Origin of the sequence: Holdemanella hominis, from assembly GCF_014306155.1 — a bacterium.
In the GTDB taxonomy this organism is placed as follows: Bacteria; Bacillota_I; Bacilli_A; order Erysipelotrichales; family Erysipelotrichaceae; genus Holdemanella; species Holdemanella hominis.
In genome coordinates, this window is sequence record NZ_JACRWH010000027.1 from 1 (window position 1) to 26,145 (window position 26,145).

The following is a 26,145-nucleotide window of genomic DNA, read 5'->3' on the forward strand; positions in this document are numbered from 1 at the left end:
CAAGCTTTCCTTCCTCTCGTTCGACTTGCATGTATTAGGCATGCCGCCAGCGTTCATCCTGAGCCAGGATCAAACTCTCCATTTGATTTAGCTCTTAGATGTCTCTGACATCTTTCTTTACATTTGTTTGTTTGTTTCGAAATTGACGTTTTAGTTTGTATTTTTATTTCCTGTTCAGTTTTCAAAGATCATCTGCACCTCAGCAGTGCTCATCTATATTATCAAATCATTTCCATCTTGTAAACCCCTTTTTTTAAAATTTTTTAAAAAAAGAAAAGAAGATTCATTCAGCCCCGTCAAGCCTAATAAAATCTTCTCTCCGTCAAAATTTGTTTTTGACACCAAAAATGATTCGCGCTATCAATTTTACTGTCTGTTATTCTTGCAGAAGTATTAGTATCAATCCCAAATTCCCTAAGCCTTTTAAATAAAAGCTTTATTTACACTTATATACTACTTAAAAAAAAGCTTTTTTTCAATTACAAAAGTCACTAATTTTATACATTTTTTGGTAAAATAAGTACGGTGATAAAAATGAATGAAATTTTAATTGAACAATGCAGTTATTTAATCGATGATACACTGCCAAACATCGCAAATATTTCAAATTTAATAGCTCTGCTCTATCATGAAATGGAAAACATCAATTGGCTAGGCTTCTATATTTGTGATGAAACAAACAACGAATGTACTCTAGGACCTTTCCAAGGAAAAGTTGCCTGTACACGCATACCATATGGAAAAGGTGTTGTAGGTACTTGCGCTAAAACACAAGAAACACAAAGAATTGAAGATGTACATAAATTTTCAGGTCACATTGCCTGCGATTGTGCTTCCAATTCTGAAATCTGTATTCCTGTAAAAAAAGATGACAAACTCGTTGCCATCTTAGATGTTGATTCTTTTGAATTCAATAACTTCTCAAAAGAAGACCAAGCCGCCTTAGAAAAGATCTGCGAATTCTTTATTCCTCTTTTCTAAGTACGAAGATATCATCTAGACTCGAATCACTTTGTAGAACCGTCAAACCATCCAGTAAATCTCTAGATAAGTCATCATCTACAATTTGAACAAGGAATGACTTTGTCAATTGACGCTTCGAATGAATAAAAGCTCTTTGTACAACAGTCTTACCCAGTTGATACTCATTTGAAAGTGCCTGCACCATTAAACTCTTTTCTGGTGATACACCAATTAGAAGGTTGCAAGCCTTTTTTTCATGCAAGAAAGAAAGACTTCCATTAAAACTTAGAGCATCATTGACATCCACCTTTAACAGGTTTTCATCAAAACATCCCCAATACGCAAAACTATATACAGGATGATTTGAACGATATACATCTTTATAATGCAAAAACAAATTTGTGCACTCTTGATAGATTTCACTAGGCGTGTACATCACATGGTAGCCAGGCAAGTTTTCACGCACTTCTTTCCATTTTTCGAAAGGATATATCGTATCCGTACAAGCAGGATCCAGACAAGAATATGAGAAACAAGGCATGCACAATAAACCTGTATCTCCAATCAATTCTTGCAGTGTTTCTATCAGCATTTGATAGTTACCCACCAAGCCACTATAACGAGATAGATCTGCTTCTAATAAAATTTTACTCCCCTTTTCAATGCCCAAGTCGATAAATATTTGTTTAAAATCTTCTTTTGTATAAATTTCCATGCCAATATTCTAACTTTTATTTATAACTCTGGCAAGTTTTTACCGCCTTTTTCCAGTTTGTATACAAGCTATCCATTTCTTCATCACTCTTTTTAGGCACAAACTCTTTTTGAAGATCTACCCCAAGCTCATCTTGTGTCCAATACCCGCAAGAAAGTCCTGCCAAATAAGCTGCACCTAAAGCCGTTAATTCATTGGTCTTAAAACGTTGAACAGGCATTTGAAGTAAATCACTCTGGAACTGCAACAAGAAATTATTGGCAGCAGCTCCACCATCCACCTTCAACGATGAAATCTCAATCTGGCTGTCTTGCTTCATTGCCTCTAACACATCTTTTGACTGATAGGCCATAGATTCCAAGGCTGCGCGAACAATATGATTTTTATTGGCTCCAAAAGTTAAACCAACAATAGTTGCCTGACAAGCATCATCCCAATATGGAGCCCCCAACCCTACAAAGGCCGGTACAATATAGACACCATTTGTATTTTCAACACTTTCTGCCATGCCCTGCGTATCTTTTGTATTTTCAAATAACTGCAACTGATCACGAAGCCACTTCATTAAACTACCTGAAACAAAAATACTTCCTTCTAAAGCATAATTGACTTGATTACCAATTTGCCAAGCGACCGTCGACAATAAACCATTCTTTGATTCGACGATTTTATCGCCCGTATTCATCAACATGAAACCACCTGTTCCATATGTATTCTTAATGCCACCCGCACTAAAGCAGCCTTGACCAAATAAAGCCGCCTGCTGATCACCTACAACGGAACAAATTGGAACTTCTTGACCAAAAAAATGATACGAAGCTGTCTTACAATACACATAGGATGTCGGTTTGACTTCCGGTAAGATTTGTCTAGGAATATCAAACATTTCTAATAATTCTTCATCCCAAGATAACGTATGAATATTAAACAATAGAGTACGACTCGCATTCGATACATCCGTAATATGCGTTAAGGAACCCGATAACTTCCATACGATCCAGCTATCCATTGTTCCAAATAACACTTCGCCTTTTTTTGCCTTTTCATAGACAGCTGGATTTTGATCAAAAATAAAGCGAATCTTACTCGCTGAAAAATAAGGATCAATACGAAGGCCCGTTTTCGCCTTCACAACATCTTCATACCCTTTTTCCTTCCAACTATCACAAATACTCTTTGTCTGTTTAGACTGCCATACAATGGCAGGATTTACAGGAAGCCCTGTTGATGCATCCCATAAAACACTTGTTTCACGCTGATTACTTATTCCAATCGCGGCCACTTGTTCTGGACGGATCTTACTTTTTAAGATGACCTCACTCATCACGGCCAAACACGCCAACCAAATCTCATTGGCATCTTGTTCTACCCATCCTGGATGTGGGTAGGATATTGTCGTTTCTTTTTGGGCAATCTCAACCACATTGGCTGCTTTATCAAATAAAACAGCACGCGTACTTGTTGTTCCGTGGTCGATTGCTAAAATATATTTTTGCATAGAAAAAAATCTCCTTATATGTCTTATTTTAATCTTTTTGTAAGCCCTTTACAAGATTTCGTGGACAAAAGAAAAGAGATGTCAAAAACATCTCTTAACTACGAAGTGTTGCGTTGCAATCTTTTTGAATATGTTCAAGGATAGCTTCAAACACTTGATTGATTTCTTCATCTTTTAATGTATGAGAATCCGACTGGAATGTGATCGATAACGCAACAGATTTTTCATCTTTATTTACGTGTTCACCTTCATAAACATCAAATACTTCTACATCACGAACGATCATTTCTTTATTTAAACGACCCTGTTTATTAATTGTGTCCACTACCTTTTGTACCGGCATTGTACGATCTAAAACGAATGCCAAGTCACGAGATACACTTGGATATTTTGAAACTGGAGTGAATTTGATTTTGGATTTCTTCACATCGATCAACGCATCAAAATCAAGTTCAGCCATCACAATATTCTTACCATATTTAGGATGAATATCACCTAATAATCCAACACAATCTTTTCCTAACATGATCTTTGCACTGCGATATGGGTGGAAGTGTGTTGTATCCATATCATTTTCTACAAATGAAATTCTTTGAGCTGCAATACCAATTTGTTCAAAGAAAGCTTCTACTAAACCTTTTAATGTGTAGAAATCGCTTGGTGTTACATCACTTGTCCAACGAGTTTGTTGTAAATTTCCACTCATGGCAATAGCTAAATGCATTTTAGCACCACTTACACCAGCTACATCACTCAATTCAAAGACATTGATATCTTTGATATTACGAGCACGGTTATAAGAAACAACATCTAATAAGCTTGGCAAAATACTTGTACGAATGTAGCGACGCTCTTCACTCATAGGACTAGCTAGTTCGATTGCTTCATCATTATTAAAAATCGCATTGTCTTTCTTTTCTGTACTAACCAAAGTATACGTTAAACAATCTTGTAAACCTTGACTACATAAGAATTGACGTGCTTGACGAGTCAATTGTTGTTTATACGTTAATTTACCTTCTGTCATTGGCATAACTGGAAGCGTACTTGGCAAACGATCATAACCTAGCATACGAATAACTTCTTCACTTAAATCCGCCATTCCTTCCATATCGGTTCTTGAACTTGGAATGTGACATGTGATAGTTGTACCTTCAACTTCAGGTTCAAAGTCTAAACGTGCAAATACATCGACAACTTCATCTAAGTTAAAGTCAGTGCCTAAACGATTATTAATAGCTTCTAAAGTGCAAGAAATTGATTTTGGTTCATAAGGAACCTGTCCATATTGAACTGTTTCTTCAATACCTGTCGCATCCGCATATTCAATCAACAATTGAACGGCACGATCCAATGCTTTTTTACTAGCTAATGGTTCAATACCTTTTTGGTAACGAACACTTGCTTCTGTAGAAAGATTTAAGCGGCGTGCTGTATTACGAATCGCAACATGATCAAAAATAGCACATTCAATAATAATTGAATCCGTTGTATCTAAAATCTTAGAATCATCTCCACCCATAACACCGGCAATACCGATTGGTTTACCTTGATTTGTGATGACGATATCTTCTGGTTGTAATTTATAAGTCACACCATCTAAGGCTGTATATTCTTCATCAAAGCCATCGGCTACGACAATACTTTGACTTGGCAAAGATTTCGCATCATAGAAGTGCATTGGTTGCCCTGTTTCTAACATAACGATATTTGAAATATCGACAATATTATTAATTGATTTTACACCACTAGCCGCCAATAATTCTTTCATCCATTTTGGACTTTCTTTGATAGTTAAGTGGTTAATCACTTTTCCATAGAATAATGGACATTTTGATGTTGTACTTTCAACATGCAAGTTACTAGGTGTACCTACATCACTAACACCTTCATAATTTGGAAGTTTAACTTCACGATTTAAGATGGCCCCCGCTTCTTTTGCCATATTAAATGCAGCTAAACAATCATTACGATTTGGCGTTAAACCAATATCTAACACTTCATCATCTAAACCTAAATAGCCAAGTGGATCTGTATTTCCTACAGGCGCATCAGCAGGTAATACTTCAATACCACTCTTTTGATCTTCATTTAAACTAGCTGGATCTACACCAAGTTCTAGTAATGAACAAATCATACCATTACTTTCAACGCCACGAATCACACCATTCTTGATTTCTCCACCAGGTAAAACAGCACCTGGTAGTGCAACAATTACATTTTGTCCTGCAGCCACATTGGGTGCGCCACATACAATATTGACAACTTCATTTCCTACATTGACAGTTGTACAGTGCAAGTGATCACTGTCTGGGTGTTCCGTACAAGTTTCAACGTGACCAATCACTAAATTTGTTCCTTGCGATAAATGTTCAATACCTTCTACTTCAAAACCCGCATCTGTAATACGTTTTGCCATTTCTTCAATAGAAAGATCTTGTACATCCATAAATTGATTAAACCATTTTCTTGAAATACGCATATTTAAATCCTCCTACTCATAACGTTTGAATGTAGAATTGAATCGTTTATCATTTGTATAGAAATGACGAATATCATCAATGCCATACTTCAACATCGCAACACGCTCAACACCTACACCGAACGCAAAACCACTACATTTTTCTGGATCATAACCAGCCATCTTTAATACGTTTGGATGCACTTCTCCAGCACCTAGAATTTCAATCCATCCAGTACCTTTACATGTTGGACATCCTTTTCCATTACAAATGTGACAAGAAACATCGACTTCTACACTTGGTTCTGTAAATGGGAAATAACTAGGTCTAAAACGAATCTGGCGATCTTGACCAAATAACTTTCTGGCCATAAATTCTAAAGTTCCCTTTAAGTCCGCTAAAGTGACCTTTTCACCAATAACTAAACCTTCCATCTGCATGAATTGGTGAGAGTGAGTCGCATCATCATCATCACGGCGATATACCTTACCTGGACATACAACTTTGATTGGTAAATTTGGTGCACTTTCTTCTAATACAACCATCTGAATGGCCGTAGTATGTGTTCTCAATAAACGATTTGGATCAATATATAAAGAGTCCTGCATATCACGTGCTGGGTGATCTTTAGGAATATTGGCTCTTTCAAAACAATATTCATCATCGACAATGTCGTCACCTTCAATAACCTGATATCCTAAACCAATGAATAAATCTTCCAATTCTTGGCGTACCAAATTTAATGGGTGCGCATTCCCTAATTCTGGTTTACGACCAGGTAATGTAATATCGATTTTTTCAGATTCGATCTTTTTTTGCATTTCTAAAGCTGCCAATTGTTCTTTCTTTTCTTCAATCATCTTAGAAAGATCTTGTTTTAATTGGTTAACCTTTTGTCCAAAGATAGGTTTTTCTTCTTTCGACAAATCTTTCATACCCTTCATCAACTCTTGAACAGGTCCTTTTTTACCTAGATACAAGACACGTAAATCATTCAATGAAGATGAATCTTTGACATCTTGAATTTTTTGTGTAGCTTCCTGCAAAAGCTCTTCGATTGTTTTCATGTTGTTCTTCCTTTCCCTAAAAACAAAAAAAGACGACGCAAGAACGACTACTGCCGCGTTACCATCTTGCTTCGTCTTGATAGACACACTTAATTAACCATGATAACCGTATGAAACGGAAGAGGTTTTAACTCTTGCTCAAAGGTGAATTCACTATCCCTACTCATATAAACCTTTCACCAATCGGTTTACTCTCTGATCTAAGCGTTAAATAGTTACTATGTCTTCTCATTGCTTTAACATTTCAAATTATATCGAAGTCCATGTTTTTTTTCAAGCCGAAGTATGGTAATATTTTCTTATGATTCAATCAATAAACAATAAGAAAATAAAAGAATACGCCAAACTGATTCAAAAAAAAGAAAGAGATAAGACAAATTTATTTCTCGTCGAAGGCGAACATATGGTTAAAGAAGCATTTAACGCAAATACTCTACAAGAATTATTTATCCTTGAAGGACTCGAATGTCCAATAGAGTTTAACTATGAAACCGTAACGCAACAAGTATTAAACAAATTGTCAAACCAGAATTCAAATTCAAAGATGATTGGTTTATGTAAAAAACTAAACTTAAAGCCAGACAAAGAAGAAAATATTCTATTACTAGATAATGTACAAGATCCAGGAAATGTAGGTACGATTTTAAGAACCGCTCATTCTTTTGGCATTGACTCTATTTATATGTCAAAGGGTTGTGCTGATATCTACAACCCAAAAACGATTCAGTCCAGTCAAGGAGCCCTTTTCTATATTCCTGTTATCCAAACGGATTTAGTAGAAAAAATTAAAAAGCTTCAAGAAAGAAATATTGAAGTGTATGCCACAGCTCTACATGATAATCACAAGAATCTTCAAGATATTAAGCCAAGTAAAAAATACGCAATTCTAGTTGGTAATGAAGGACAGGGTGTGCGCAAGGAATTGATTGATTTATGTAATCATATTGTCAAAATTGAAATGGAAACTTTCGAAAGTTTAAACGTGGCCATTGCCACATCCATATGTATGTATACATTTAAATACGCAAAAAGGTAGCGAATGCTACCTTTTCATTTTTCTCCATTCAAATAATGAATACATAGTGCATATAAATTCCGTAACAACAAAGGCATACCAACCTACATGAATGCCAAAACACTTCATTAAGCCATATGTCAATGGAATCAAAATGACTAATTGTCTAGCCAAAGTGATCATTAATGAAGTATTTGCCTTATTTAAAGCCTGGAAGGCAGCACATAGTACCATACTGATACCGGCAAACACAAAGCTTAAGCTAATGATTTTTAATGCGGGTATTCCTAATCCATACATCTGGTCATTCGCACTAAACATGGCTAATAATTGTTTAGGGAATAATTGAAATACAATTGTTCCTACAGCCATAATAAAAATCGATAAAATCATAGAAAATTGTATAGCTTCAATTGCTCGATCTTTTCTGTTAGCCCCATTATTATAGGCAACAATTGGAATCAAGGCATTGGTGATTCCAAGCACTGCCATATTCAAGAAATTCTGTAATTTATAGTAAACACTAAAGACAGTAATCGCCATAGCTGAGATTGGTGCTAGAATCATATTCATAAAAACAGTCATAAAACTTAATACAGACTGCATTAAGATGGCAGGAACTCCTACTTTATAGATTTTACAAAGAATAGGTGTAGAAAAGGAAAAATTACGCATATGGATATCCAATTCTTTTATTTTTACCTTCGTAATTACATATCCAATAAGCATGGCACAAAACTGTCCAATAACGGTCGCAATGGCAGCTCCGGCAACACCCATTTCAGGTAGACCAAACCATCCAAAGATCAAGATTGGATCTAGAATAATATTAATAATGGCTCCTGCTCCTTGCATAACCATGTTATAAATGGCATTTCCTGTTGCCTGCATAATTCTTTCGAAAATGATTTGTACAAAGACACTAAATGAAAACATCGTACATATACGAATATACGTATTGGCTAATGGAATTACATTTTGATCTGATGTAAACAAAGATAAGAATACATTAGAAAAAAGTAAACCCAAAACTAAAAAGACAAGTCCATTCACAAGTCCTAACAAGATTCCATGCATCATTGTATTATTCGCATAATCAAATTTCTTTTCGCCTAAGTATCGTGCAAGCAATGTATTAAAGCCAACGGCTGTACCACATGCAATCGCAATCATAATGGTTTGTACCGGATAACATAAAGATACAGCGGTTAGTGCATCACTCGATACCTTTGCGACAAAGATACTGTCGACAATATTATATAAAGCCTGGATCACCATCGAAATGATGATGGGCAAACTCATAGAAACCACCAATTGTTTGATTTCCATATGTTCCATTTTGTTCATAAAAATTACCTCCCCTATGTTTTGGCAGTTTCATAGGGGATACCAAAACGAAAATAAATGCTAAAATAAGTTAATATATTTTTTCTATTTTATCAAATCAAGAATAGACTCACCAATCAGATCAGATGGTTTTGATAAATCAAAGTTATCTAAAACACTTGCACCAAGAACCCCAAACGAACTTGAATCGTCCAATATTCCATGTTCTTTCATACTAGGTGAATACATTAAACATGGTACACACTCTCGAGTATGATCCGTTCCTTTATAGGTTGGATCATTTCCATGATCGGCCGTAATGATCAACATTGTATCTGAATCAATAACACCAAGTAGCTGTCCTAATAAAAGATCAAAATTTTCAAGCTCATCAGCATATCCAGAAACATTTCTTCGATGGCCCCACTTGGCATCAAAATCCACAAGGTTCGTAAATAATAAACCTGTAAAATCTTTTTTCATTTCTTCAATAGTTTGAAGCATACCCTCATGACTCGAAGTCGAATGAATGCTTTTTGTGATTCCCTGTCCATTAAAAATATCAGAAATCTTACCAATGCTAATCACATCCAATGAATGAGATTTTAACACATCTAAAACGGTTTTACTTGATGGAGACAACGCATAATCATGACGATTGCTAGTGCGTGTAAAGTGACCCACCGAATCTCCTACATAAGGGCGGGCAATGACTCTTCCTACCTTGTATTCTGGTTTTAAAGTTATTTCTCGAGCAATCTGACATACACGATATAGCTCATCTAATCCAGTCACTTCTTCATGTCCACAAATTTGTAGAACACTATCAGCAGATGTATAAAGTATCAATTTCTTTCCACCCGATTGAATTTCTTCCATGGCCAATTCATCTAAGATTTCCGTTCCACTTGCACTTTTATTTCCAATAAAGACATGGCCAGTTAATCTTTCTAATTCCTGAACCAATTCATCAGGAAAACCATTTTCAGTGAATGTTTTAAAAGGTCTTGTCGTATGAATTCCCATCATTTCCCAATGACCAGTCATTGTATCTTTGGAACAACTCGCCTCATGCATCTTACAAGCATAGCCTTTTGATTGTAAAGCTTTACCACTCGAATGAAGATTTCCTAAACCTAATTGATATAGATTATCTATCTTTAAATCCGGGCGATATTCTAGGATATGTCCAAAAGTATCGGCACCTACATCATCAAATTCTTTGGTATCTGTAGCTTGTCCAATCCCAAAAGAATCAATAACGACACAAACTATTTTTTTGTATTTCATAAACGAATTGCACTTTCTAAGGCAAGGGTAATCATTTCATTAAAAGATGTTTGTCTTTCTTCAGTACTTAAATGTTCATGTGTACATAAAGAATCAGATACAGTTAATAAACAAGCTGCCTTTTTATTCAATACCTTAGCATTGTGGAATAGGGAAAAACTCTCCATTTCGACACAAAGTGCATCTTGCTCTTCAACCATTTTTTCTGGTTGTTCCAAATCCCCTTCATAGTAGAAAACATCACTAGAATGTGTATTTGTCTTTACAACAGGAATTGAAACTTCTTGACTTACACTTTCAATCAACTTATTTAAATCTTCATCTGGATATTGCATTGTATCTGTATCACCACTTTGTGCTAAGGCATAGGTAGATTCTGAATAGCTTCCTTTGACTAAAGCAACAGACTTCATTGGTAATTTTTCAGAATAACTTCCTGTACTACCAACTCGTATAATGGCATCTACATCATAGAATTTAAAAAGTTCATACGAATAAATTCCCATGCTGGCCATACCCATACCACTTCCCATGACAGAAACTCTTTTTCCTTTATAAGTACCTGTATATCCAAGCATACCTCGTACATCATTAAATAATACGGCATCCTTTAAAAAATTTTCGGCAATCAATTTGGCTCTTAAAGGATCGCCTGGCATTAAAACAACTTTCGCGACATCTTCTCTATTTGCGTTATTGTGTGCTGTTGACATAATTTCCTCCTAAAATAAAGACCAGTCAAAGCTGGTCTTTCCATCTTAATATTGTCCTGGGTTATACTTAAATGCATTCGGTACAACATGATTTGGATCATACTTCTCTAAAATTTTACCATATCTTTCACGATAATCATTATCAATTTTCAACTGGGGAATGACCTTTGTTCCCTCTTCAAAGAAGTGCTTTGATCCACGTCCCATTTCTTGTCCACGTTTAGTGTGTTTATCCAAGGCGATATCTGGAACTTCCATGATTTTTCCCATAGCTGCTTCTTTAATAATAATATTTTTCAAATAATCACTTGAACGATCTTTTGTACTTGCACAAAGTAAACGAATCGCATGGATAAAATACATTGGCTGATCTCCATCATCATAGGCATACGATTTTCGTACTTCATTTAATGTGTTGACTTGCACAGCAGCTTGTAAATTTCCAAAACCAATATCTTCAACTGAAATTGTTAGTAATCGACGCCATAGCTTATCTAAAAACAAAGGTCCTGTGATATATAATTCATAAGCAGCTTGACATGCTTCTTCTACTTTATTGCGTCGAATGCTTTTTTGAAGTGTAGAAATCACTTCATCTGCGGCTAAGCCATTTCTTGTTTTTGCGGCAGCCCAAATATTATATGACATATTCTCTTACACTCACTTTCCATTAATATTGTTCTGAACTATATTTGAATGCATTCTCAACAACATGATCCGGATCATATGTTTCAAGAATCTTTCCATAGCGTTCACGATAATCATTATCGATTTCTAATTGTGGAATCACTTTTGTAGCTTCTTCAAAGAAGTGTTTCGATCCACGTCCCATTTCTTGTCCACGCTTAGTGTGTTTATCCAAGGCGATATCTGGTACTTCCATGATTTTCCCCATGGCAGATTCCTTAATAATGATATTTTTCAAATAATCACTTGAACGATCCTTTGTACATGCACAAAGTACGCGAATCGCATGGATAAAATACATTGGTTGATCCCCATCATTGTATGGGAAGTTTTTACGCATTTGATCTAATGCATGAATTAAAACTGGAACATTTAAATCTCCAAATCCAACATCTTCAACTGCAATCGTTTCTAGACGAGACCACATTTTGTCTAAGAAGACTGGCCCTGAAGTATATAATTCATAGGCTGCTTGACAAGCTTCTTCAACTTTTGCACGACGAATATATTTCTGTAATGAAGATTGTACTTCGTCGGATGCAAAGCCATTCTTTGTCTGAATGTCTGCCCAAATTGTCATTTTATTTGCCTCTACTTTCTATTAATAAAATTATTTCTTGAATCAAAGTCTTTATTGTTTCTGCTGACATAAGCTGATCTTCCGCATGCGCCATTAACATTGTGATTTGTGGTTCTTGCGTATTCATTTCCTGCTGTAACAATTGAAGATGGGCTTCGTGGGCTTGTGAAAAACTTACATCTCCATTTGACATTGATTGTTCGTAAGCTGTTTGATCGTTTTCACGATAATATTTAAGAGCTTCTAAATAACTTGACTTTGCCATACCAGCATATGTAATAACTTGCATAGCAACTTGTGATATTTGTTCAACGTTAGCCATATTACCCCAATAATTTTTTTGCCATTTCAATAGCAGCAGCTCCATCTGCCATTGCGTATACTCTAGGTTCAATACTTGCAACTGGAATATTTAATTGTTGATGAATTGAATCCACCGCATAAATCAATTGTGGACCTACTAAGCATACATCCCATTTACCCACTTCGTTCTTAATTGAAGCATTAGCTACTGCACTCACTTCAATATCTTCACCTGTTTTTTCAGCAACATCTCTAATTTTTTTCACAAGAATTGAACTTGACATTCCTGCATTACAGCATAACAATATTTTCATTTTGATTTCCTCTTTCTATTTTAGTTCTGGCCAATATGCTTTATTCGCCTCAATAAAATCATCTAAAATTTTTCTTGCCACATTGGCATTTGGAACACATTTATTTAAAGTTAATGCCTGTAACATTTTTAAATAACTGTGCTGCTCATACGCATCTACAACAAGCTTTTCACAATTTACTTGTTGTTCCATCAATCCCTTTTGGAAATGTGGAATTTCACCCACAGTAAGTGGTTCATATCCATCTTTTCCAACAATACATGGAATTTCAACCATAGCATCCTTTTCAAAGTTTGAAATCGCTCCGTTATTTGGAACAATCAACAACATTCTTTCATGTGTATTAAATGCTAAGGCCGTTGCTAGATCCACAATAAATTCAGCATGAATACCGATTTGTAGTGTTGTATCCTTTGCGGTACCTACTTTTTCAATACGAGCGCATTCACCAAATACACGTTTTTCTCTTGTATCCACAACTTGATCAGCACGAGTATAATTTGGATCTGTATGTGCCACCATATCATCTCCAAACAAATAATATTGGAAATATGAATTTGGACACATCGTAGGATCAATCGCAATAATGTCTTTTACCTTTTTAGCTGTATCAAACCATGAGCTATCTGTATAATATGATGCATCATCATCGGCTAAACAGTTTCCATATTTTAATTGGTGTGCAATCAAGTCTTGAATATATTCTTTTCCATCCTTATCCTTGATTGATGTCCACCATCCAAAATGATTCAGCCCATAATAACGGATACACATTTCTTTACGACTTTTGAAGCCTAAAATACGTGCAATTGTATGCTCCATACCAATTGGCATGTCACAAATATTGATAACTCTTGAGTTTGGTTTAAAACGACGACATGCTTCTGCTACAATACTAGCCGGATTGGAATAATTTAACATCCATGCATTTGGTGAATATTTTTCCATATATTCAATGTTTTCCAATACACCCGGAATGCTTCGTAAACCATAGGCCATGCCTCCTGGGCCACATGTTTCTTGTCCAACAACACCATATTTCAACGGAATCTTTTCGTCTAGAGATCTCATTTCAAGCTTACCTACACGAATGTGTGCTAATACAAAGTCAACATCTGTATAGGCTACTTCTGGATCTGTTGTTGCGACATATTGTATGGTTGGATCTTTTTCCTTGATTAAGATTTCACATGCCTTTGCGACATGATTTTGACGTTCTTCATCGTTATCATATAATTTGATACTTCTTAATGGTAAACGGTCTAGGTTGTCTAACAACATTAAAATAATTTCTGGAGTGTATGTACTTCCTCCACCTGCAATAACAATTGAAAATTTCTTCATTTTACTATCTCTCTTTCTAAGACAATAAATTGATACATGTATTATGTTTGATTTTATTGTTTTTTTACTCTAACAATTTAAAACTATATAAGTTTTTAATGAAGGCATCGCTATCTTCACTTTGAAGAAGCTGATGCATATATTTTTTGTGTGAAACAATTTGGTTAAAGAATTGAAACAACAAGTTCATTTCATCGTTTCGTTTCTTTTCGAGCGCCAATAAAAATACGAGCTGCACTTGATTTCCATGATGTTCAAATGTTTTTTTTAACAAGGCCACTTCTATACCTGTTTTATCGGCAAATGTAAACAGGGCATGTGGAACCATCATCTGTGATCCTAAATTAGTTGGATAATTCTTTTCTCTCAACAAAACATCTTCATAAAATCCTTTTGTATCGGATATAAATCCTGATTCGTGCAACTTTTTAGACATCTCTAGTAAGAGTTCAGGCAGTTCTTTTGTGTCTGGATATACCTTTACATGTTCTTTTTGAATATAACAATCTAATATCTTAGAAACACGTTTATTCATACGAATCATGTGAATCATTGAATTCAATCGTTCAATATCTTTGATTTCTGGTAGCTTATCCATACTGAATACTTCAACACCTTTTAAGATCAGAAATGAATCCAACGTAATGACTAGATCAATTGATGTAAGATCCATTCTTTTCAAAGCTTCCTTATTTATGATATTCACGATCTCAATCTGGTTTTTAAAATACATTTCAAGCCATTGTGTCAACAATTGTTTAACGCTGTGTCGCTGACTTGTAACAACGATTGTTTTAAGTTTAACATTTTCATTCTCTAAAAATTGTGCCACATATACAGTTAAATATGAAATTTCATCTTCTGTAACATAAACACGTTTGTATTTGAAAAGAATAGGAACAATCATCATACTGATTTCAAACGCAAATGGAAACTTTGTCTTTACATCATCAACAATGGGATTTTTTAATTCATATCCACCAATAACTCGTCGATTCATAAATTCTATGTGCAAAAGCATTTTACTAGATAAAGCTTCCGATTCCTTTAAGTTGATTGAATATTTATCGAATACTTCATTACAAAATTCATCATATACAAGCACTGTAAAATCTGTGATTTCAGGTACTTCATCCGTTGATTTTATTTTAAATGTATGTAAAAGATTATATAGAATCGGAATATCAGCCTGCTCTAAATAAGGTGACTGCATAGATAATTTAGTAATGACACGTGTGGAAAGATCGTCCGGAGAACTTATTTGATAACCCTCTAGATTGTATCCATTTAAATTTCGTACTCGACATATCAAGATGCATGCTGTAAATATAGATAAGTCTGTTTCTGATAAATAGACTTGTTCTCCATTCATGATTTTGATAATATCTTCCTCTGTGGATTTATAATATTTCATAACCCACGAATCACTTAGAAGCATATAAAGAATGTCCATTAATGCATCTGGATTTTCGAGTGCCATGTCTTTTACGATTTTAAAAAGAAGCTCACGAATGTCACTTTCTTCTAATAAAATGACACACTCATCTTTTTTTAGTTTGAACAATTCCACATTGTAGTTTTTCAACAAAAATTGAATCACTTTATTGATTTCTTTGCGGATTACAGAATCAGATAAACCTAATAATTCTGATAAATCGTATATACTGCAATCCTCAAAGAATAGTATTTTACCTATAATTTTGTAAATACGATAGACAGCTAGATCCATATTTTCATTATCCTGATTGACTATGTTATGAATAATATCTAGGTGCTCATCATTGATCATATATCCTTGTTTGGTACTCGAACGTATTAATATACAGTTTGTCACATCATTCATAAATGTGATTTCATTACGTATAGTTCGTGTTGACACATTTAGATTTTCTGATATTTCTTTTCCATGAATCCCCGGATTATTCATAATCAATTTTATAATTTTTAATTGTCTAGCTGTTAACATGTTTCTCTTCCTATTTTTCTAAAGCTTGTTCTTTTTGTAGCTCTTCTTTTTCCATCATCTTAAAGAATGGATAATAGAACACAGTTTGTAGAATCAACAATACAAATACTAGGACTACAGACTTCCAATCTAATGTCATTAAGAATGCACTTACTCCTGGAGGCAAGAATCCTGGAGGATTGGCAATTGGTTTACCGACTAAGCCTAAATTCATTGTTAAATATACAATTGTTGTACAGATCAATGGTCCAAACACAAATGGAATAAACATAAATGGATTCAAGATAATTGGTGTACCAAAAATTAATGGTTCATTGATTCCAAACAAGCCAGGGATAATAGATACTTTACCGACTGAACTCAATGATTTTGCCTTTGATCTCATCATTAAAATATTTAATCCTAATGTTAAACCAGATCCTGATACACATAATATACAATAGAATAATCCAAAAGTAAAAATATGTTGAACAGGTTGTCCTGCCGTATAAGCTGCAATATTTTCAGCGGCATACGCAATCGCAAAAGATGCCCATACAGCAGATGTAATACTTGGTCCATGTAATCCAAAGAACCATAATAATTGCGTAAAGAACATCACAATCAATAAAGCTGGTAGTGTATCCATACCTGTTACAGCTGGTGCTAATACATTCATAATCAATTGTGGGAAGGCAACCTTTCCAAAAGTCAATGAAAGATTCGCAATCGCAACTGCGATAATTGTGTTCAATACTAATGGTACTAATGCCGCAAACATATCTTGTACCATTGGTGGTACACTTTCTGGCATTTTAATATACCATTTGCGTTCGTAACAAATGTGATAAATTTCAACTGTAAATAAAGCTGCTACAATACCTGTAAATAATCCAGTTGATCCTAAATAAGATGTACTTAGTTGACCATCTTTGACTACAGCACAAAGAATGAAGAAGACAACTAAAGCAGTAACAGCAGGTTGACTTCCTTTTAAATCATATTTTTCAGATAAAGTCTTCGCAATAAAGTATGTCGCATATACCGCAAGCATATCGTTTGTGAATGCTGATGCATATGTCAAGACCCCCATGTTTGCATTTAAAAAATCATAAACAGGTCCACTTCCCAAAAGGTTGGCAATACCTAAGAAAATAGTACAGAATGAACCAACAATAATAATAGGTATTGAAGCAACGATACCATCTTTGATTGCTTGAATGTGTTTTTGTTGTTCAAGCTTGTTCGCAATTGGCATCAAATACTTCATAAGTACGTTTTGAATTTTTTCCATTTTCGCTCTCCTCGTATACAATTTTTGTCGACCAAATTGTTATCTATATATTAAATGTTCACATTATAATTCTCAAATCTTCTTTTTCCACTTAAAGTGGCAAGAAAAAAAGTCGCCATAAAGGCGACTACGATATCCATTTCATAATTTCTTCTTCACTTTTCTATACACACTTCGCAATTTGAGATACACTCATATCATTTGAAAGCATAGTTTAGATTATCAATGTCATTTCTTGATTCATTTGCGCAATCTTTTAATCTGATTCGTTTGCACGTTTATTTGCTTCTTGTACTTTTTTATTTGCTTCCTCTAATCGTTTTTGAGCCTCCTCTAATCGTTTATTCGCTTTCTTTAATCGTTTATGAGCTTCTTCAAATTCAAGTTTTAGTTCATTTTCTTGTTGTATTCTAAAGTCTTCAATCCATTTTGTCCAACAATCATTCGATATGGTTTCTACTCGTTTTTCTACCGTTTGAATTACTTCATCATTTTCTATCATCTTAGTTTTACCATTATCACGACAATTCAAAAAGTAATATACCATTTTTTCTTTATCGTCCATCTGATCATAAGACTTATCTAAATTTTGTGTTGAATACACAGATATTTTCAACATGCCATCCGGAAAAAACAAAATACCATTATCATTTCTAAATTGAAGATCTATTTCAAATTCACATTCCTTACCATCATAGAACGCAATGACTTGACATGGGTTTAAATCATATTCTTCCTGTGATCCAAACAACCTCATAAGATAATATTCAGATAAGCGATGTAATTTGATTATATTTTGATCTATCAGAATAGCTAGTTTCATCTTGGTGTTATCGTCAAATTCTACAAAAGCTTCAAGTATTGGATCAAACCCCACATTCGTTACATTTACATTCACCACCTTTCTTTCCAAAAATACCGTGAGTAATGATTTTAAGGCATCGTTTGCCTCCTCATATAATATGTAGCGTAATCAGTTCAACACATTGTTGTTAAATAGATTGTATTTTTCTTCTTAATCCAAGATAATTGTAACGTTCTGGACTAAGGTAGCCTACATGCCTCCTGTGAACTGTTGATTCACTTTTTAAAGACTGGCTCCTTTATTCAAGACGTGCCTTATACACTGATTTGGTTTGTTGATGAACTTTGCTCTTGCACTGTATCTTCTAATTCTTGAGGTTGTGTTTGTCTTGCTTTAGAGGTGCAATCCAGAACCGGTTACGAAAGGAAGATTTTATGAAAAAACAAGATTCTTATGACTACTACGTTGGCATCGATTGTGCTCAGAACAAACACGATTTTGCCATGAAAAACAATCAGGATAAATTCTTGATTAAGAGAGGACACTTTTCAAATACGCTACAAGGATATGAAAAGTTCCTTAACACTGTTCTTTCCAAATGTCTGAACAAAGATAAGATCTTGTTTGGGATGGAAGTGACAGGTATCTATGGTACTAACTTATACGAAAGGCTCAAATCAGATGGGTATCACGTAGTTATGATTTCTCCGGATTCCGTTAAAAATTACAGAGACTACAAACGGCTTAATAAAACAGATAAGATCGATTCTGGCTGTATTGCCGAACTTCTTTTGAACGGCGATGCTCAAATCGTTCATGTAGCAAAAAACGGATATACTGATTTGAAAGCCTACATTCGCAGAAGGAATGCACTTAAAGTTACATGCACTCAGGAAACAAACAGATTCCTCGCCAAAGTTTGTTTGTATTTTCCTGACCTTCTCAAAGTCTTTCCAAGTGGACGTGCAACCTTAAAAGCCATCTTTTCAATATATCCTACACCTTATTCTATCATAGAAGCTGATTTCGATGAACTTGTTTCTGTTCTTCAAAAAGCTTCTAAAAACAAATTTGGCGTAGACAAAGCAAATGAACTTATTCATGCTGCACGTAATTCGATTGTTGTTCGCAAATCTATCTCAGATGGCGAACTATACAACATTCACAGCCTTATTGATTCTATAGATTCTCTTGAATCAGAAATACGAAATCTTGAGAAAATAATTGATTCTAAGGCTGAAGAATTTCCTGCTTATCATGTACTTCTTACATTAACAGGATGTGGAAAAATCACAGCGGCTACAATCGTTGCTGAAATAGGAGATATCTCCAGATTTCATAAAGCGAGTCAGATCGTATCCCTGGCAGGGTTATATGGTGACAACTCCAAGTCTGGTTCTTCTGTAAACAAGCGTGGAAAAATTTCCAAGAAAGGTTCTCGTTATCTTCGTCATGCAATCTACATGGTTGCTGAATTTGCACGAAGAAACAACCCGATATTTAAAGCTTACTTTACCAGAAAAAAGAATGGAGATCGTACCAAACATACTCTTGCAGTGAATGCAGTAGCGAACAAACTTTGCAAAGTGATTTATTCTTTAATGAAAAACCAGTCCACATACATTATTCAATACCGTGATTTGGTGAAACTATCGGAATCAACCCAAAATGAGTTTTTCCAAAATGCCGAAACAGACTTTTCAGCAAAAACTAGACGAAAGAAATATCTGTATGAAGATGAATATGGAGAACTCCATGAATTCGTATTTAAATCGATAAAAACAGCTTTAATCGAATAAAAAAACATACAAATTCTTTCAAAAATCAGGCTTTTTTGAAAAATTTTTTAAAGGCTCAAAAAAGTTGTTTTCAATGCACCCAATTTCAAAAACTAGATGAAGTTTTTAACGAGGATTCACCTCTAAATCAAGACAAACACCCTTGATCCAACAAAGAAAACTACAATTTCAACAAATTTTACATTACTTATTGACATTTAATAGTTTGTCTTACAATCTTCGCCAAACACATACTTAAAGGCGAAATCATTTAATAAATTTGCGCTACGCATGAGCACCTCTTTTCTAGTAGGGATTTCCTACATACTCATATACGTAAAAAAATGCACTTTTTCTAATAAATTTTAATTTTTGCGCAAAAAATGCGCCTTTCGACGCTAAATCCATTTCATTTTCTTACAAATATTATATATACCATCATCTACATTGGCATCTGTGACTATTGTTGCGATATCCTTTAATTCCTGACACGCATTTCCCATCGCTACACTTGTCCATTGTGGATCAAACATAACCATATCATTAGTGTCATCCCCAAAGACAACCACATCTTTTAAATCACCACCAATATGCTGCATCATATCTAGAATACCTTGATGCTTAGCATCATATTGAAACATTAAATAATCGGGTACAAAACGCATATTCCCTAAAGTATCCTTTAAAGTCAATTCGGATTCTTTCTCTTTAGGGATTGAGATATACATTTTATAGATTACATCCAATGCATCTACATCTAAGTTCTCATCATAAATATATTCCGTTGGTTCCTTACGTCTCCAACTTGATTCTGGAAAGTATGATCTAATGTATATACTTTAATTGAATCATCTAACGCAAATAAAACACCATACCCTAAAGACAAGGCTTGTTTGGCAATTTTCTTTGATTTTTCTAAATCTAAAGGAATATTTTGAACCAATTCATCATGAATGACTAATCCACCACCTCCACAACAAACCATATCATGAAGACCCACACTTTCCATAAACTTACGTGCTTTATAGTGAGCACGACCTGTCGCAATAGCCACAAAGTGACCTGCCTTTTGAAGTTCATTTAATGCCACTTGTGCACTCGGCACGATTTTACCAGTGTTTCGATCAGTTAAAGTACCATCAATGTCAAAGAAAAAATATTTTTTATTCATTCGATTCCCTACTTTCTTGTATCCTCGTCAATACAACCATCACATCTTAAATTTTGTTTCCCACTCAAGTTCGTAACATATTCTTCCATATCTCGAATTTCAAGGTTTAGTGTCAATCCGCTTTTTCCACATACAATCACTTCTATATGTCCATGAACTGTATCAGGTATCATCAAACCATTGCCCCTTTCACAATATCAAAAAGAGATCAAATTACTTGATCTCATGTACGTAAATATTATTAACACGATCTGGTCCTACAGAAATCATAGAAACACGTACGCCTGTGAACTCTTCAATGAAGTGTACATAGTCTAAACATTCCTGAGGCAATTGATCGACTGTAGTCATCTTAGTGATATCTGTCTTCCAACCTTTGAAAGTTTTATAGATTGGTTTTGCCTTGGCAACATCTGCCTGATCACTAGGAATATAATTATATTCTTTACCATCGATTTCGTATCCAACACAAACCTTGATTTCATCTAAACCATCTAATACGTCTATCTTAGTGATAACAATATCTGTTAATCCACTCATTAAGTTTGCGTGTTTTACAGTTAATAGATCTAACCATCCACAACGACGAGGACGACCTGTAGTAGCTCCATATTCTCCACCGTGTTCACGAATCCATTCACCTTGGTCATCTAATAATTCAGTAACGAATGGTCCTTCACCAACACGAGTTGAATACGCTTTAACAACACCCACAACAGTCTGAATACGACTTGGTGCAACACAAGCGCCTGTAGTAACACCAGCACTTGTTGGACTTGAAGAAGTTACATAAGGATATGTACCATAGTTGATATCAAGCATTGCTGCCTGAGCCCCTTCAAACAATACTGTCTTATCTTCATCCAAAGCTTCATTGACTAAGTGTGTTGTTTCTTGAATCATAGGAATAATACGATCATAAATAGCTTCAAAATCAGCTACCATCTTATCGTAATCCATAGCTTTTCCACCATATACGGCAGTAAATAATTTGTTTTTGAAATCTAAGCAGTCTTTTAAACGAACTTTAAAATGTTCAAAATCCTTAAATTCATGATAACGAATACCATGACGGGCATACTTATCTGCATAACATGGACCAATTCCACGTTTTGTAGTTCCGATTTTATTAGATGCAGCTTGCTCTTCTAATTCATCTTGATATTGATGATATGGCATTAACATCTGTGCACGGTCACTAATAATGATGTGTTTAGTTGATAAACCATCTTTTTCTAATTGTTCCATTTCTTTTAATAATACGAATGGGTTACAAACAACTCCTGGACCAATGATACAAGTTGCTTCTTCATGTAGAACACCACTTGGTAATAAGTGCAATACATGTTTCTTACCATTTACAATGACTGTATGACCTGCATTGTCTCCACCTTGGAAACGAACGATCATATCCGCCTTTTCTGCTAAAACATCGACGATTTTTCCTTTACCCTCATCGCCCCATTGGGTACCTACAACTACTTGGCTTGACATAAGAGCCTCCTTTTAGGTATGTTCTTTACAATACCTAATTAATTATAAGTAACCCTCATATTATTGTCAATTGAGATTTTTTAAAAAAAGAGCTTGCACAACCATTTAATTCATGTTATCATTAACAGGCACTTAGGGGTATCGTCCAAAGGCTAAGATAGCGGTCTCCAAAACCGTTGATGTGGGTTCGAGTCCTACTACCCCTGCCAGTTTGAAACTTAAAACTCTCAATAATGCTTTATATAAAGCAGATTTGAGAGTTTTTTTGTCGTCAAAAAGTCGATTTTTCCCCGTTCTGGCAAACTTTTTGGCAAACAATTCGAAAAAAATTATTTTTTTACTTTTCGAAACAAATTATTAAAAGTTCAAATAAAAAGCTTTTTATAACAGAATAGTCTCCCAGATTACATATAGATCAACCAATAGCCAAAACAAATTTCAATCAACCTTCACACAATAACCTGAGATTGTTTTCATGAAACTAAGAATTACGTTTACTTATTCGTGCTCAATAAAGCACAAAAAAAAGCAAAGAAACATTAAGTCTCTTTGTGCTTATGCGTTCGAGATGTAATCACAGATGTTCTTAGATGCAGGTGCTTTCGATGAAGGTCTTCTTTTTTTACAACTTAGACAAGCCATCCTCACGGAAACTGAGAAAACTAAACTTGAATTTATTTGATTAGATGTGCTGTAATAATTGTATAACTATAAGAGTTAATAGTTATTTTAATATTATCAATTTCACAATACCAATTTTTACCCTGCTTATAAATATTACAATTCTTATCTAAAATTTTATTTTTACAAAATTCAACTACATCATTAGTATTCAATTTTAGATTCTTCTTAATTCTATCAATCCCCATTTCAGTAGTATGCACTTTACTTATATTATCAAGTAATATTTGTTTATCTTCCATAACTTAATCTCCTCAAAAAATTACTATTTATCTAACAAATCAATAAATTGTAAGTTATCTAACAAATAACTAAATTGTAAGTTATCGTTGCGTTTTTAATGTTCTCCATTCATCTTCTAAAATCGACATCAATATATCATCTGCATACTTAGCGCCATCCATAATAGCATCTCTTAAAACACCTTCCCGCTTAAATCCTGCTTTTAAATATACTGTTTCGGCTCTGGAATTGAATGAATACACATCTAATTCTAAACGATGTAATTTTAGTTTCTCAAAAGCAAAATCACGAGTAATTTCCGTTGCCCATGTGCCAATACCTTTTCCTCTTTCCGCTTGACGATAAAGACCTATTCGGAAATTAGCACACCTCAAATCCCAATCAATTTCATTAATTACACTTTCACCTATAATATCTCCGTCAGGTGCTATAATCAAAAAGAAATACCTATCATTTTCCTCAAGCGATTTCAGAAAAAAGGATACTACTTCTTCTTTTGAAAATTCTTCTTTACAGCCAGTCAAACGTGCCACTTCCTTATCTAAAGGACAATAATTCTGTTCATAATAATTAACTGCGTCATCTGCTTTGGCTAGACGTATTACAAAACCATCTTTTTCACTAATAACATCTGTGGTCATATAGTATTTCTCCTCCGCAAATTCTAATTTATCGTTCCTGTATTTCCTTGCCGCTGAGGTACTCCACGTCTATTTCAAAAATTTGTACAGCCTTTCCTGCATGGGCAATTTCCTCATCAACTAACTGTTCGCTGGGATAGTATTTCATTGCAAATCGTTTTAACAGAGTTGTTGCTCTTGCACCGGATTCTATGAGGTGGCATCTGCCGAATACCACAACGCTCTGCACAAACGGTGCCCAATCTTCTTCTTTGATGGTTTCATTTCCATATACCGTGAAGCATACTTTGTCACAGGCACGCAGTGCATCTACTTTATGACCTACACGTGCTCCATGAAAATAAATTTTCTGCGCATCGTCATCGTAGACATAGTTGATAGGAATTGCATAGGGATATCCGTCATCTCCATTTACGGCAAGAACGCCACGTCGGCTGGACTGCAAAAGAGCCTTTGCCGTGTCAATGCTGATTGCATTTTTCTTTTTACGAATTGTTCTAAACATGATATTGCTCTCCTTTTTACGTTGATACAAATTCCGATTTTTTGATTTATTTTAACACAAAATATAAGTGGTTTGTAGAGAAGAAACATATCGTGTTTAATTTTCATACAAAAAATTTGTAACACCATCATATTGCCAATAAAAACTTGTAAAAACCTATATTGCTTTATAACACCACCGTAATACCGTGAAAAACTAAATGTAACCGACAACGAACCAGTCGTAATACCTTCGTCGGCTATGTTGACAGAGCAACTACAAATGCCTGTTCAACCAATAGCTGATGGAAGTATCTTTGATTTTACGACATTTTGCAGGCGTACTTGTTTTTGCAACAAACAGCGAAAACAGGTGTGCTTTTTCTATATCCGAGATTAAGTACCATTGCCGTTCTCCACCTTCGGCATTTTGAAACTTCATTCACAAATTATAAAAGAGAAGAACCAGATGCAAACAGAATTATTGTGATTAGACTTAAAACACTTGGATCTTATACAAACATACAAATTGGATCCACTTACACAGATTTAAACGATTATTCATATTTCTATACTCTACATGACATTGAGAACTATTATGTTTATGACCGTGCAAAATTCACCTATTTAATTGATAAATCCAAAGTCATCTTTAAACAACGCTTAATAGATGATATAGATAAACCTTTCAAATACGTATCTATAGAATTATTAGAAGGCCATTATATAGATGATTTATCTTTAAATGCTTTAAAAATATTTTTAGAATAATATTCACTAGAAGCTATAACTATTCGTTATACATAAGGCTCTTCTTATAATTATCATACTAAGCATTCAACAGTAATAAAGGTGTTGTTCGAAACCCATTTCGTTACAACACCTTATTTTTTATTTATTCTGCCATGGATACGTTACTTTCTTTTTTTCACTAGTTTTATCGGACCACATCGAACTAATATTATGCTCTTTGCAATAATCAGCTACTCTTTTTCCTAATAGCTTTTCCGTTTTATCAAAATTTCTTGCTGTTTTTTTATCCAATACGTGATTATTCCAGCCTTTAAAATATATTTTCCATGGTTCATCACTATCTTTAATCGTATGTTGGCGATAACGAACCAAATATGCAGGATCAACTATACGTCTTTTGCATTTATGCGGCGCATGATTTGAAATGTATTTCCTGAACTATTCATGAAAATATAAAAATTCGTAGAATGTTCCTAATTTAAAGGAAATCTACGAATTTTTCTTATCACCCATTGGGTGAACTTTTCATATAAGAAAAGCTCCTCTATAATATAGGCGTCAAAACCAAAAAAAGGAGCCA

General features: G+C 34.5%; 25 protein-coding genes, 1 tRNA gene, 1 rRNA gene and 1 pseudogene. 5 read left to right on the top strand and 23 right to left on the bottom strand.

What is annotated here, in order from left to right; translation table 11 throughout:
* Window positions 1–85: ribosomal RNA gene (locus tag H8911_RS07145) — 16S ribosomal RNA — on the bottom strand; the annotation flags it as partial.
* 449 nt (window positions 86–534) lie between these two features.
* Here H8911_RS07145 and H8911_RS07150 point away from each other — a divergent pair.
* Window positions 535–981: a free L-methionine (R)-S-oxide reductase MsrC gene (locus H8911_RS07150; RefSeq protein ID WP_186999164.1), complete on the top strand. Its 447-nt coding sequence runs from the start codon at window positions 535–537 to the stop codon at window positions 979–981.
* On the opposite strand, the gene H8911_RS07155 is transcribed toward H8911_RS07150, so the two are convergent.
* From H8911_RS07155 to pheS, 4 genes are all read right to left on the bottom strand, one after another.
* On the bottom strand, window positions 965–1,678 hold the full coding sequence (locus H8911_RS07155; protein ID WP_186999165.1) for an AAC(3) family N-acetyltransferase: 714 nt from the start codon (window positions 1,676–1,678) through the stop codon (window positions 965–967). The two genes, H8911_RS07150 and H8911_RS07155, sit on opposite strands and share 17 nt — an antisense overlap.
* A 16-nt stretch (window positions 1,679–1,694) precedes the next feature.
* A complete protein-coding gene (gene glpK / locus H8911_RS07160; protein ID WP_186999166.1) occupies window positions 1,695–3,176 on the bottom strand; it encodes a glycerol kinase GlpK in 1,482 nt (493 codons plus the stop codon).
* Window positions 3,177–3,270: 94 nt separating this feature from the next.
* Window positions 3,271–5,658 carry a phenylalanine--tRNA ligase subunit beta gene (pheT, locus tag H8911_RS07165; protein ID WP_186999167.1) on the bottom strand — a complete coding sequence of 796 codons (2,388 nt, stop codon included), beginning with the start codon at window positions 5,656–5,658 and terminating at the stop codon, window positions 3,271–3,273.
* Window positions 5,659–5,670: 12 nt separating this feature from the next.
* Window positions 5,671–6,705, bottom strand: coding sequence for a phenylalanine--tRNA ligase subunit alpha (gene pheS, locus H8911_RS07170; protein WP_117925624.1), 1,035 nt, complete (start codon window positions 6,703–6,705; stop codon window positions 5,671–5,673).
* Between the two features lie 301 nt (window positions 6,706–7,006).
* Here pheS and H8911_RS07175 point away from each other — a divergent pair, with 301 nt between their 5' ends.
* Window positions 7,007–7,741, top strand: a complete 735-nt coding sequence (locus H8911_RS07175) for a TrmH family RNA methyltransferase (RefSeq protein ID WP_186999168.1) — start codon at window positions 7,007–7,009, stop codon at window positions 7,739–7,741.
* 6 nt (window positions 7,742–7,747) lie between these two features.
* Here the strand turns inward: H8911_RS07175 and H8911_RS07180 are convergent, their stop codons facing one another.
* The 11 genes from H8911_RS07180 to H8911_RS07230 form a co-directional block, all read right to left on the bottom strand.
* On the bottom strand, window positions 7,748–9,067 hold the full coding sequence (locus H8911_RS07180) for an MATE family efflux transporter (protein ID WP_186999169.1): 1,320 nt from the start codon (window positions 9,065–9,067) through the stop codon (window positions 7,748–7,750).
* A gap of 84 nt (window positions 9,068–9,151) precedes the next feature.
* The gene (locus tag H8911_RS07185; protein ID WP_186999170.1) at window positions 9,152–10,336 is read right to left on the bottom strand and encodes a phosphopentomutase; all 1,185 of its coding nucleotides are present in this window, start codon (window positions 10,334–10,336) and stop codon (window positions 9,152–9,154) included.
* Window positions 10,333–11,049 carry a purine-nucleoside phosphorylase gene (gene deoD, locus H8911_RS07190; RefSeq protein ID WP_186999171.1) on the bottom strand — a complete coding sequence of 239 codons (717 nt, stop codon included), beginning with the start codon at window positions 11,047–11,049 and terminating at the stop codon, window positions 10,333–10,335. The genes H8911_RS07185 and deoD overlap by 4 nt, the downstream gene beginning before the upstream one ends.
* A gap of 45 nt (window positions 11,050–11,094) precedes the next feature.
* On the bottom strand, window positions 11,095–11,697 hold the full coding sequence (locus H8911_RS07195; RefSeq protein WP_186999172.1) for an AAA family ATPase: 603 nt from the start codon (window positions 11,695–11,697) through the stop codon (window positions 11,095–11,097).
* A 22-nt stretch (window positions 11,698–11,719) separates the two neighbouring features.
* Entirely contained in the window at window positions 11,720–12,316 is a 597-nt protein-coding gene (locus tag H8911_RS07200) for a hypothetical protein (protein ID WP_186999173.1), read from the bottom strand.
* A gap of 1 nt (window position 12,317) precedes the next feature.
* Entirely contained in the window at window positions 12,318–12,638 is a 321-nt protein-coding gene (locus H8911_RS07205; protein ID WP_186999174.1) for a PTS sugar transporter subunit IIA, read from the bottom strand.
* Window position 12,639: 1 nt separating this feature from the next.
* Complete coding sequence (locus H8911_RS07210) at window positions 12,640–12,933, bottom strand: PTS sugar transporter subunit IIB (RefSeq protein WP_186999175.1); 294 nt, start codon at window positions 12,931–12,933, stop codon at window positions 12,640–12,642.
* Window positions 12,934–12,948: 15 nt separating this feature from the next.
* On the bottom strand, window positions 12,949–14,277 hold the full coding sequence (locus H8911_RS07215; RefSeq protein ID WP_186999176.1) for a 6-phospho-alpha-glucosidase: 1,329 nt from the start codon (window positions 14,275–14,277) through the stop codon (window positions 12,949–12,951).
* 64 nt (window positions 14,278–14,341) lie between these two features.
* Window positions 14,342–16,243, bottom strand: a complete 1,902-nt coding sequence (locus H8911_RS07220; RefSeq protein WP_186999177.1) for a BglG family transcription antiterminator — start codon at window positions 16,241–16,243, stop codon at window positions 14,342–14,344.
* A gap of 10 nt (window positions 16,244–16,253) precedes the next feature.
* Window positions 16,254–17,516 carry a PTS sugar transporter subunit IIC gene (locus H8911_RS07225; protein WP_255466318.1) on the bottom strand — a complete coding sequence of 421 codons (1,263 nt, stop codon included), beginning with the start codon at window positions 17,514–17,516 and terminating at the stop codon, window positions 16,254–16,256.
* Window positions 17,517–17,772: 256 nt separating this feature from the next.
* Window positions 17,773–18,429, bottom strand: a complete 657-nt coding sequence (locus H8911_RS07230) for a coiled-coil domain-containing protein (protein ID WP_186999178.1) — start codon at window positions 18,427–18,429, stop codon at window positions 17,773–17,775.
* Window positions 18,430–18,755: 326 nt separating this feature from the next.
* Here H8911_RS07230 and H8911_RS07235 point away from each other — a divergent pair, with 326 nt between their 5' ends.
* Window positions 18,756–20,120 carry an IS110 family RNA-guided transposase gene (locus H8911_RS07235; RefSeq protein WP_186999179.1) on the top strand — a complete coding sequence of 455 codons (1,365 nt, stop codon included), beginning with the start codon at window positions 18,756–18,758 and terminating at the stop codon, window positions 20,118–20,120.
* A 377-nt stretch (window positions 20,121–20,497) separates the two neighbouring features.
* Here H8911_RS07235 and H8911_RS07240 read toward each other — a convergent pair.
* The 3 genes and pseudogenes from H8911_RS07240 to H8911_RS07250 form a co-directional block, all read right to left on the bottom strand.
* A pseudogene (locus tag H8911_RS07240) lies at window positions 20,498–21,270 on the bottom strand (HAD-IIB family hydrolase).
* Window positions 21,271–21,278: 8 nt separating this feature from the next.
* Complete coding sequence (locus H8911_RS07245) at window positions 21,279–21,446, bottom strand: hypothetical protein (protein WP_186999180.1); 168 nt, start codon at window positions 21,444–21,446, stop codon at window positions 21,279–21,281.
* A gap of 37 nt (window positions 21,447–21,483) precedes the next feature.
* Window positions 21,484–22,764 carry an adenylosuccinate synthase gene (locus H8911_RS07250; protein WP_186999181.1) on the bottom strand — a complete coding sequence of 427 codons (1,281 nt, stop codon included), beginning with the start codon at window positions 22,762–22,764 and terminating at the stop codon, window positions 21,484–21,486.
* Window positions 22,765–22,898: 134 nt separating this feature from the next.
* Here H8911_RS07250 and H8911_RS07255 point away from each other — a divergent pair.
* Window positions 22,899–22,973, top strand: a tRNA-Trp gene (locus H8911_RS07255).
* Window positions 22,974–23,438: 465 nt separating this feature from the next.
* On the opposite strand, the gene H8911_RS07260 is transcribed toward H8911_RS07255, so the two are convergent.
* The 3 genes from H8911_RS07260 to H8911_RS07270 form a co-directional block, all read right to left on the bottom strand.
* A complete protein-coding gene (locus H8911_RS07260) occupies window positions 23,439–23,687 on the bottom strand; it encodes a DUF3781 domain-containing protein (RefSeq protein ID WP_117925613.1) in 249 nt (82 codons plus the stop codon).
* A gap of 81 nt (window positions 23,688–23,768) precedes the next feature.
* A complete protein-coding gene (locus H8911_RS07265) occupies window positions 23,769–24,329 on the bottom strand; it encodes a GNAT family N-acetyltransferase (RefSeq protein ID WP_186999182.1) in 561 nt (186 codons plus the stop codon).
* Between the two features lie 28 nt (window positions 24,330–24,357).
* Window positions 24,358–24,834 (bottom strand): pyridoxamine 5'-phosphate oxidase family protein, encoded by a 477-nt coding sequence (locus H8911_RS07270; RefSeq protein ID WP_117925611.1) that lies wholly within the window; start codon window positions 24,832–24,834, stop codon window positions 24,358–24,360.
* A gap of 464 nt (window positions 24,835–25,298) precedes the next feature.
* On the opposite strand from H8911_RS07270, the gene H8911_RS07275 reads away from it, so the two are divergent.
* Window positions 25,299–25,583, top strand: a complete 285-nt coding sequence (locus H8911_RS07275; protein ID WP_147346788.1) for a hypothetical protein — start codon at window positions 25,299–25,301, stop codon at window positions 25,581–25,583.
* A gap of 120 nt (window positions 25,584–25,703) precedes the next feature.
* On the opposite strand, the gene H8911_RS07280 is transcribed toward H8911_RS07275, so the two are convergent.
* The gene (locus tag H8911_RS07280; protein ID WP_227403201.1) at window positions 25,704–25,991 is read right to left on the bottom strand and encodes a DUF6037 family protein; all 288 of its coding nucleotides are present in this window, start codon (window positions 25,989–25,991) and stop codon (window positions 25,704–25,706) included.
* Window positions 25,992–26,145 lie beyond the last annotated feature (154 nt).

Coding starts and splice junctions, on each gene's coding strand:
- H8911_RS07180 (WP_186999169.1), bottom strand. CDS start 9,067: ATGAACAAAATGGAACATATGGAAATCAAACAATTGGTGGTTTCTATG.
- H8911_RS07225 (WP_255466318.1), bottom strand. CDS start 17,516: ATGGAAAAAATTCAAAACGTACTTATGAAGTATTTGATGCCAATTGCG.
- H8911_RS07250 (WP_186999181.1), bottom strand. CDS start 22,764: ATGTCAAGCCAAGTAGTTGTAGGTACCCAATGGGGCGATGAGGGTAAA.
- H8911_RS07175 (WP_186999168.1), top strand. CDS start 7,007: ATGATTCAATCAATAAACAATAAGAAAATAAAAGAATACGCCAAACTG.
- pheS (WP_117925624.1), bottom strand. CDS start 6,705: ATGAAAACAATCGAAGAGCTTTTGCAGGAAGCTACACAAAAAATTCAA.
- H8911_RS07185 (WP_186999170.1), bottom strand. CDS start 10,336: ATGAAATACAAAAAAATAGTTTGTGTCGTTATTGATTCTTTTGGGATT.
- H8911_RS07215 (WP_186999176.1), bottom strand. CDS start 14,277: ATGAAGAAATTTTCAATTGTTATTGCAGGTGGAGGAAGTACATACACT.
- H8911_RS07150 (WP_186999164.1), top strand. CDS start 535: ATGAATGAAATTTTAATTGAACAATGCAGTTATTTAATCGATGATACA.
- H8911_RS07205 (WP_186999174.1), bottom strand. CDS start 12,638: ATGGCTAACGTTGAACAAATATCACAAGTTGCTATGCAAGTTATTACA.
- deoD (WP_186999171.1), bottom strand. CDS start 11,049: ATGTCAACAGCACACAATAACGCAAATAGAGAAGATGTCGCGAAAGTT.
- H8911_RS07210 (WP_186999175.1), bottom strand. CDS start 12,933: ATGAAAATATTGTTATGCTGTAATGCAGGAATGTCAAGTTCAATTCTT.
- glpK (WP_186999166.1), bottom strand. CDS start 3,176: ATGCAAAAATATATTTTAGCAATCGACCACGGAACAACAAGTACGCGT.
- H8911_RS07260 (WP_117925613.1), bottom strand. CDS start 23,687: ATGGAAGATAAACAAATATTACTTGATAATATAAGTAAAGTGCATACT.
- pheT (WP_186999167.1), bottom strand. CDS start 5,658: ATGCGTATTTCAAGAAAATGGTTTAATCAATTTATGGATGTACAAGAT.
- H8911_RS07270 (WP_117925611.1), bottom strand. CDS start 24,834: ATGTTTAGAACAATTCGTAAAAAGAAAAATGCAATCAGCATTGACACG.
- H8911_RS07235 (WP_186999179.1), top strand. CDS start 18,756: ATGAAAAAACAAGATTCTTATGACTACTACGTTGGCATCGATTGTGCT.
- H8911_RS07265 (WP_186999182.1), bottom strand. CDS start 24,329: ATGACCACAGATGTTATTAGTGAAAAAGATGGTTTTGTAATACGTCTA.
- H8911_RS07155 (WP_186999165.1), bottom strand. CDS start 1,678: ATGGAAATTTATACAAAAGAAGATTTTAAACAAATATTTATCGACTTG.
- H8911_RS07200 (WP_186999173.1), bottom strand. CDS start 12,316: ATGACAATTTGGGCAGACATTCAGACAAAGAATGGCTTTGCATCCGAC.
- H8911_RS07220 (WP_186999177.1), bottom strand. CDS start 16,243: ATGTTAACAGCTAGACAATTAAAAATTATAAAATTGATTATGAATAAT.
- H8911_RS07195 (WP_186999172.1), bottom strand. CDS start 11,697: ATGTCATATAATATTTGGGCTGCCGCAAAAACAAGAAATGGCTTAGCC.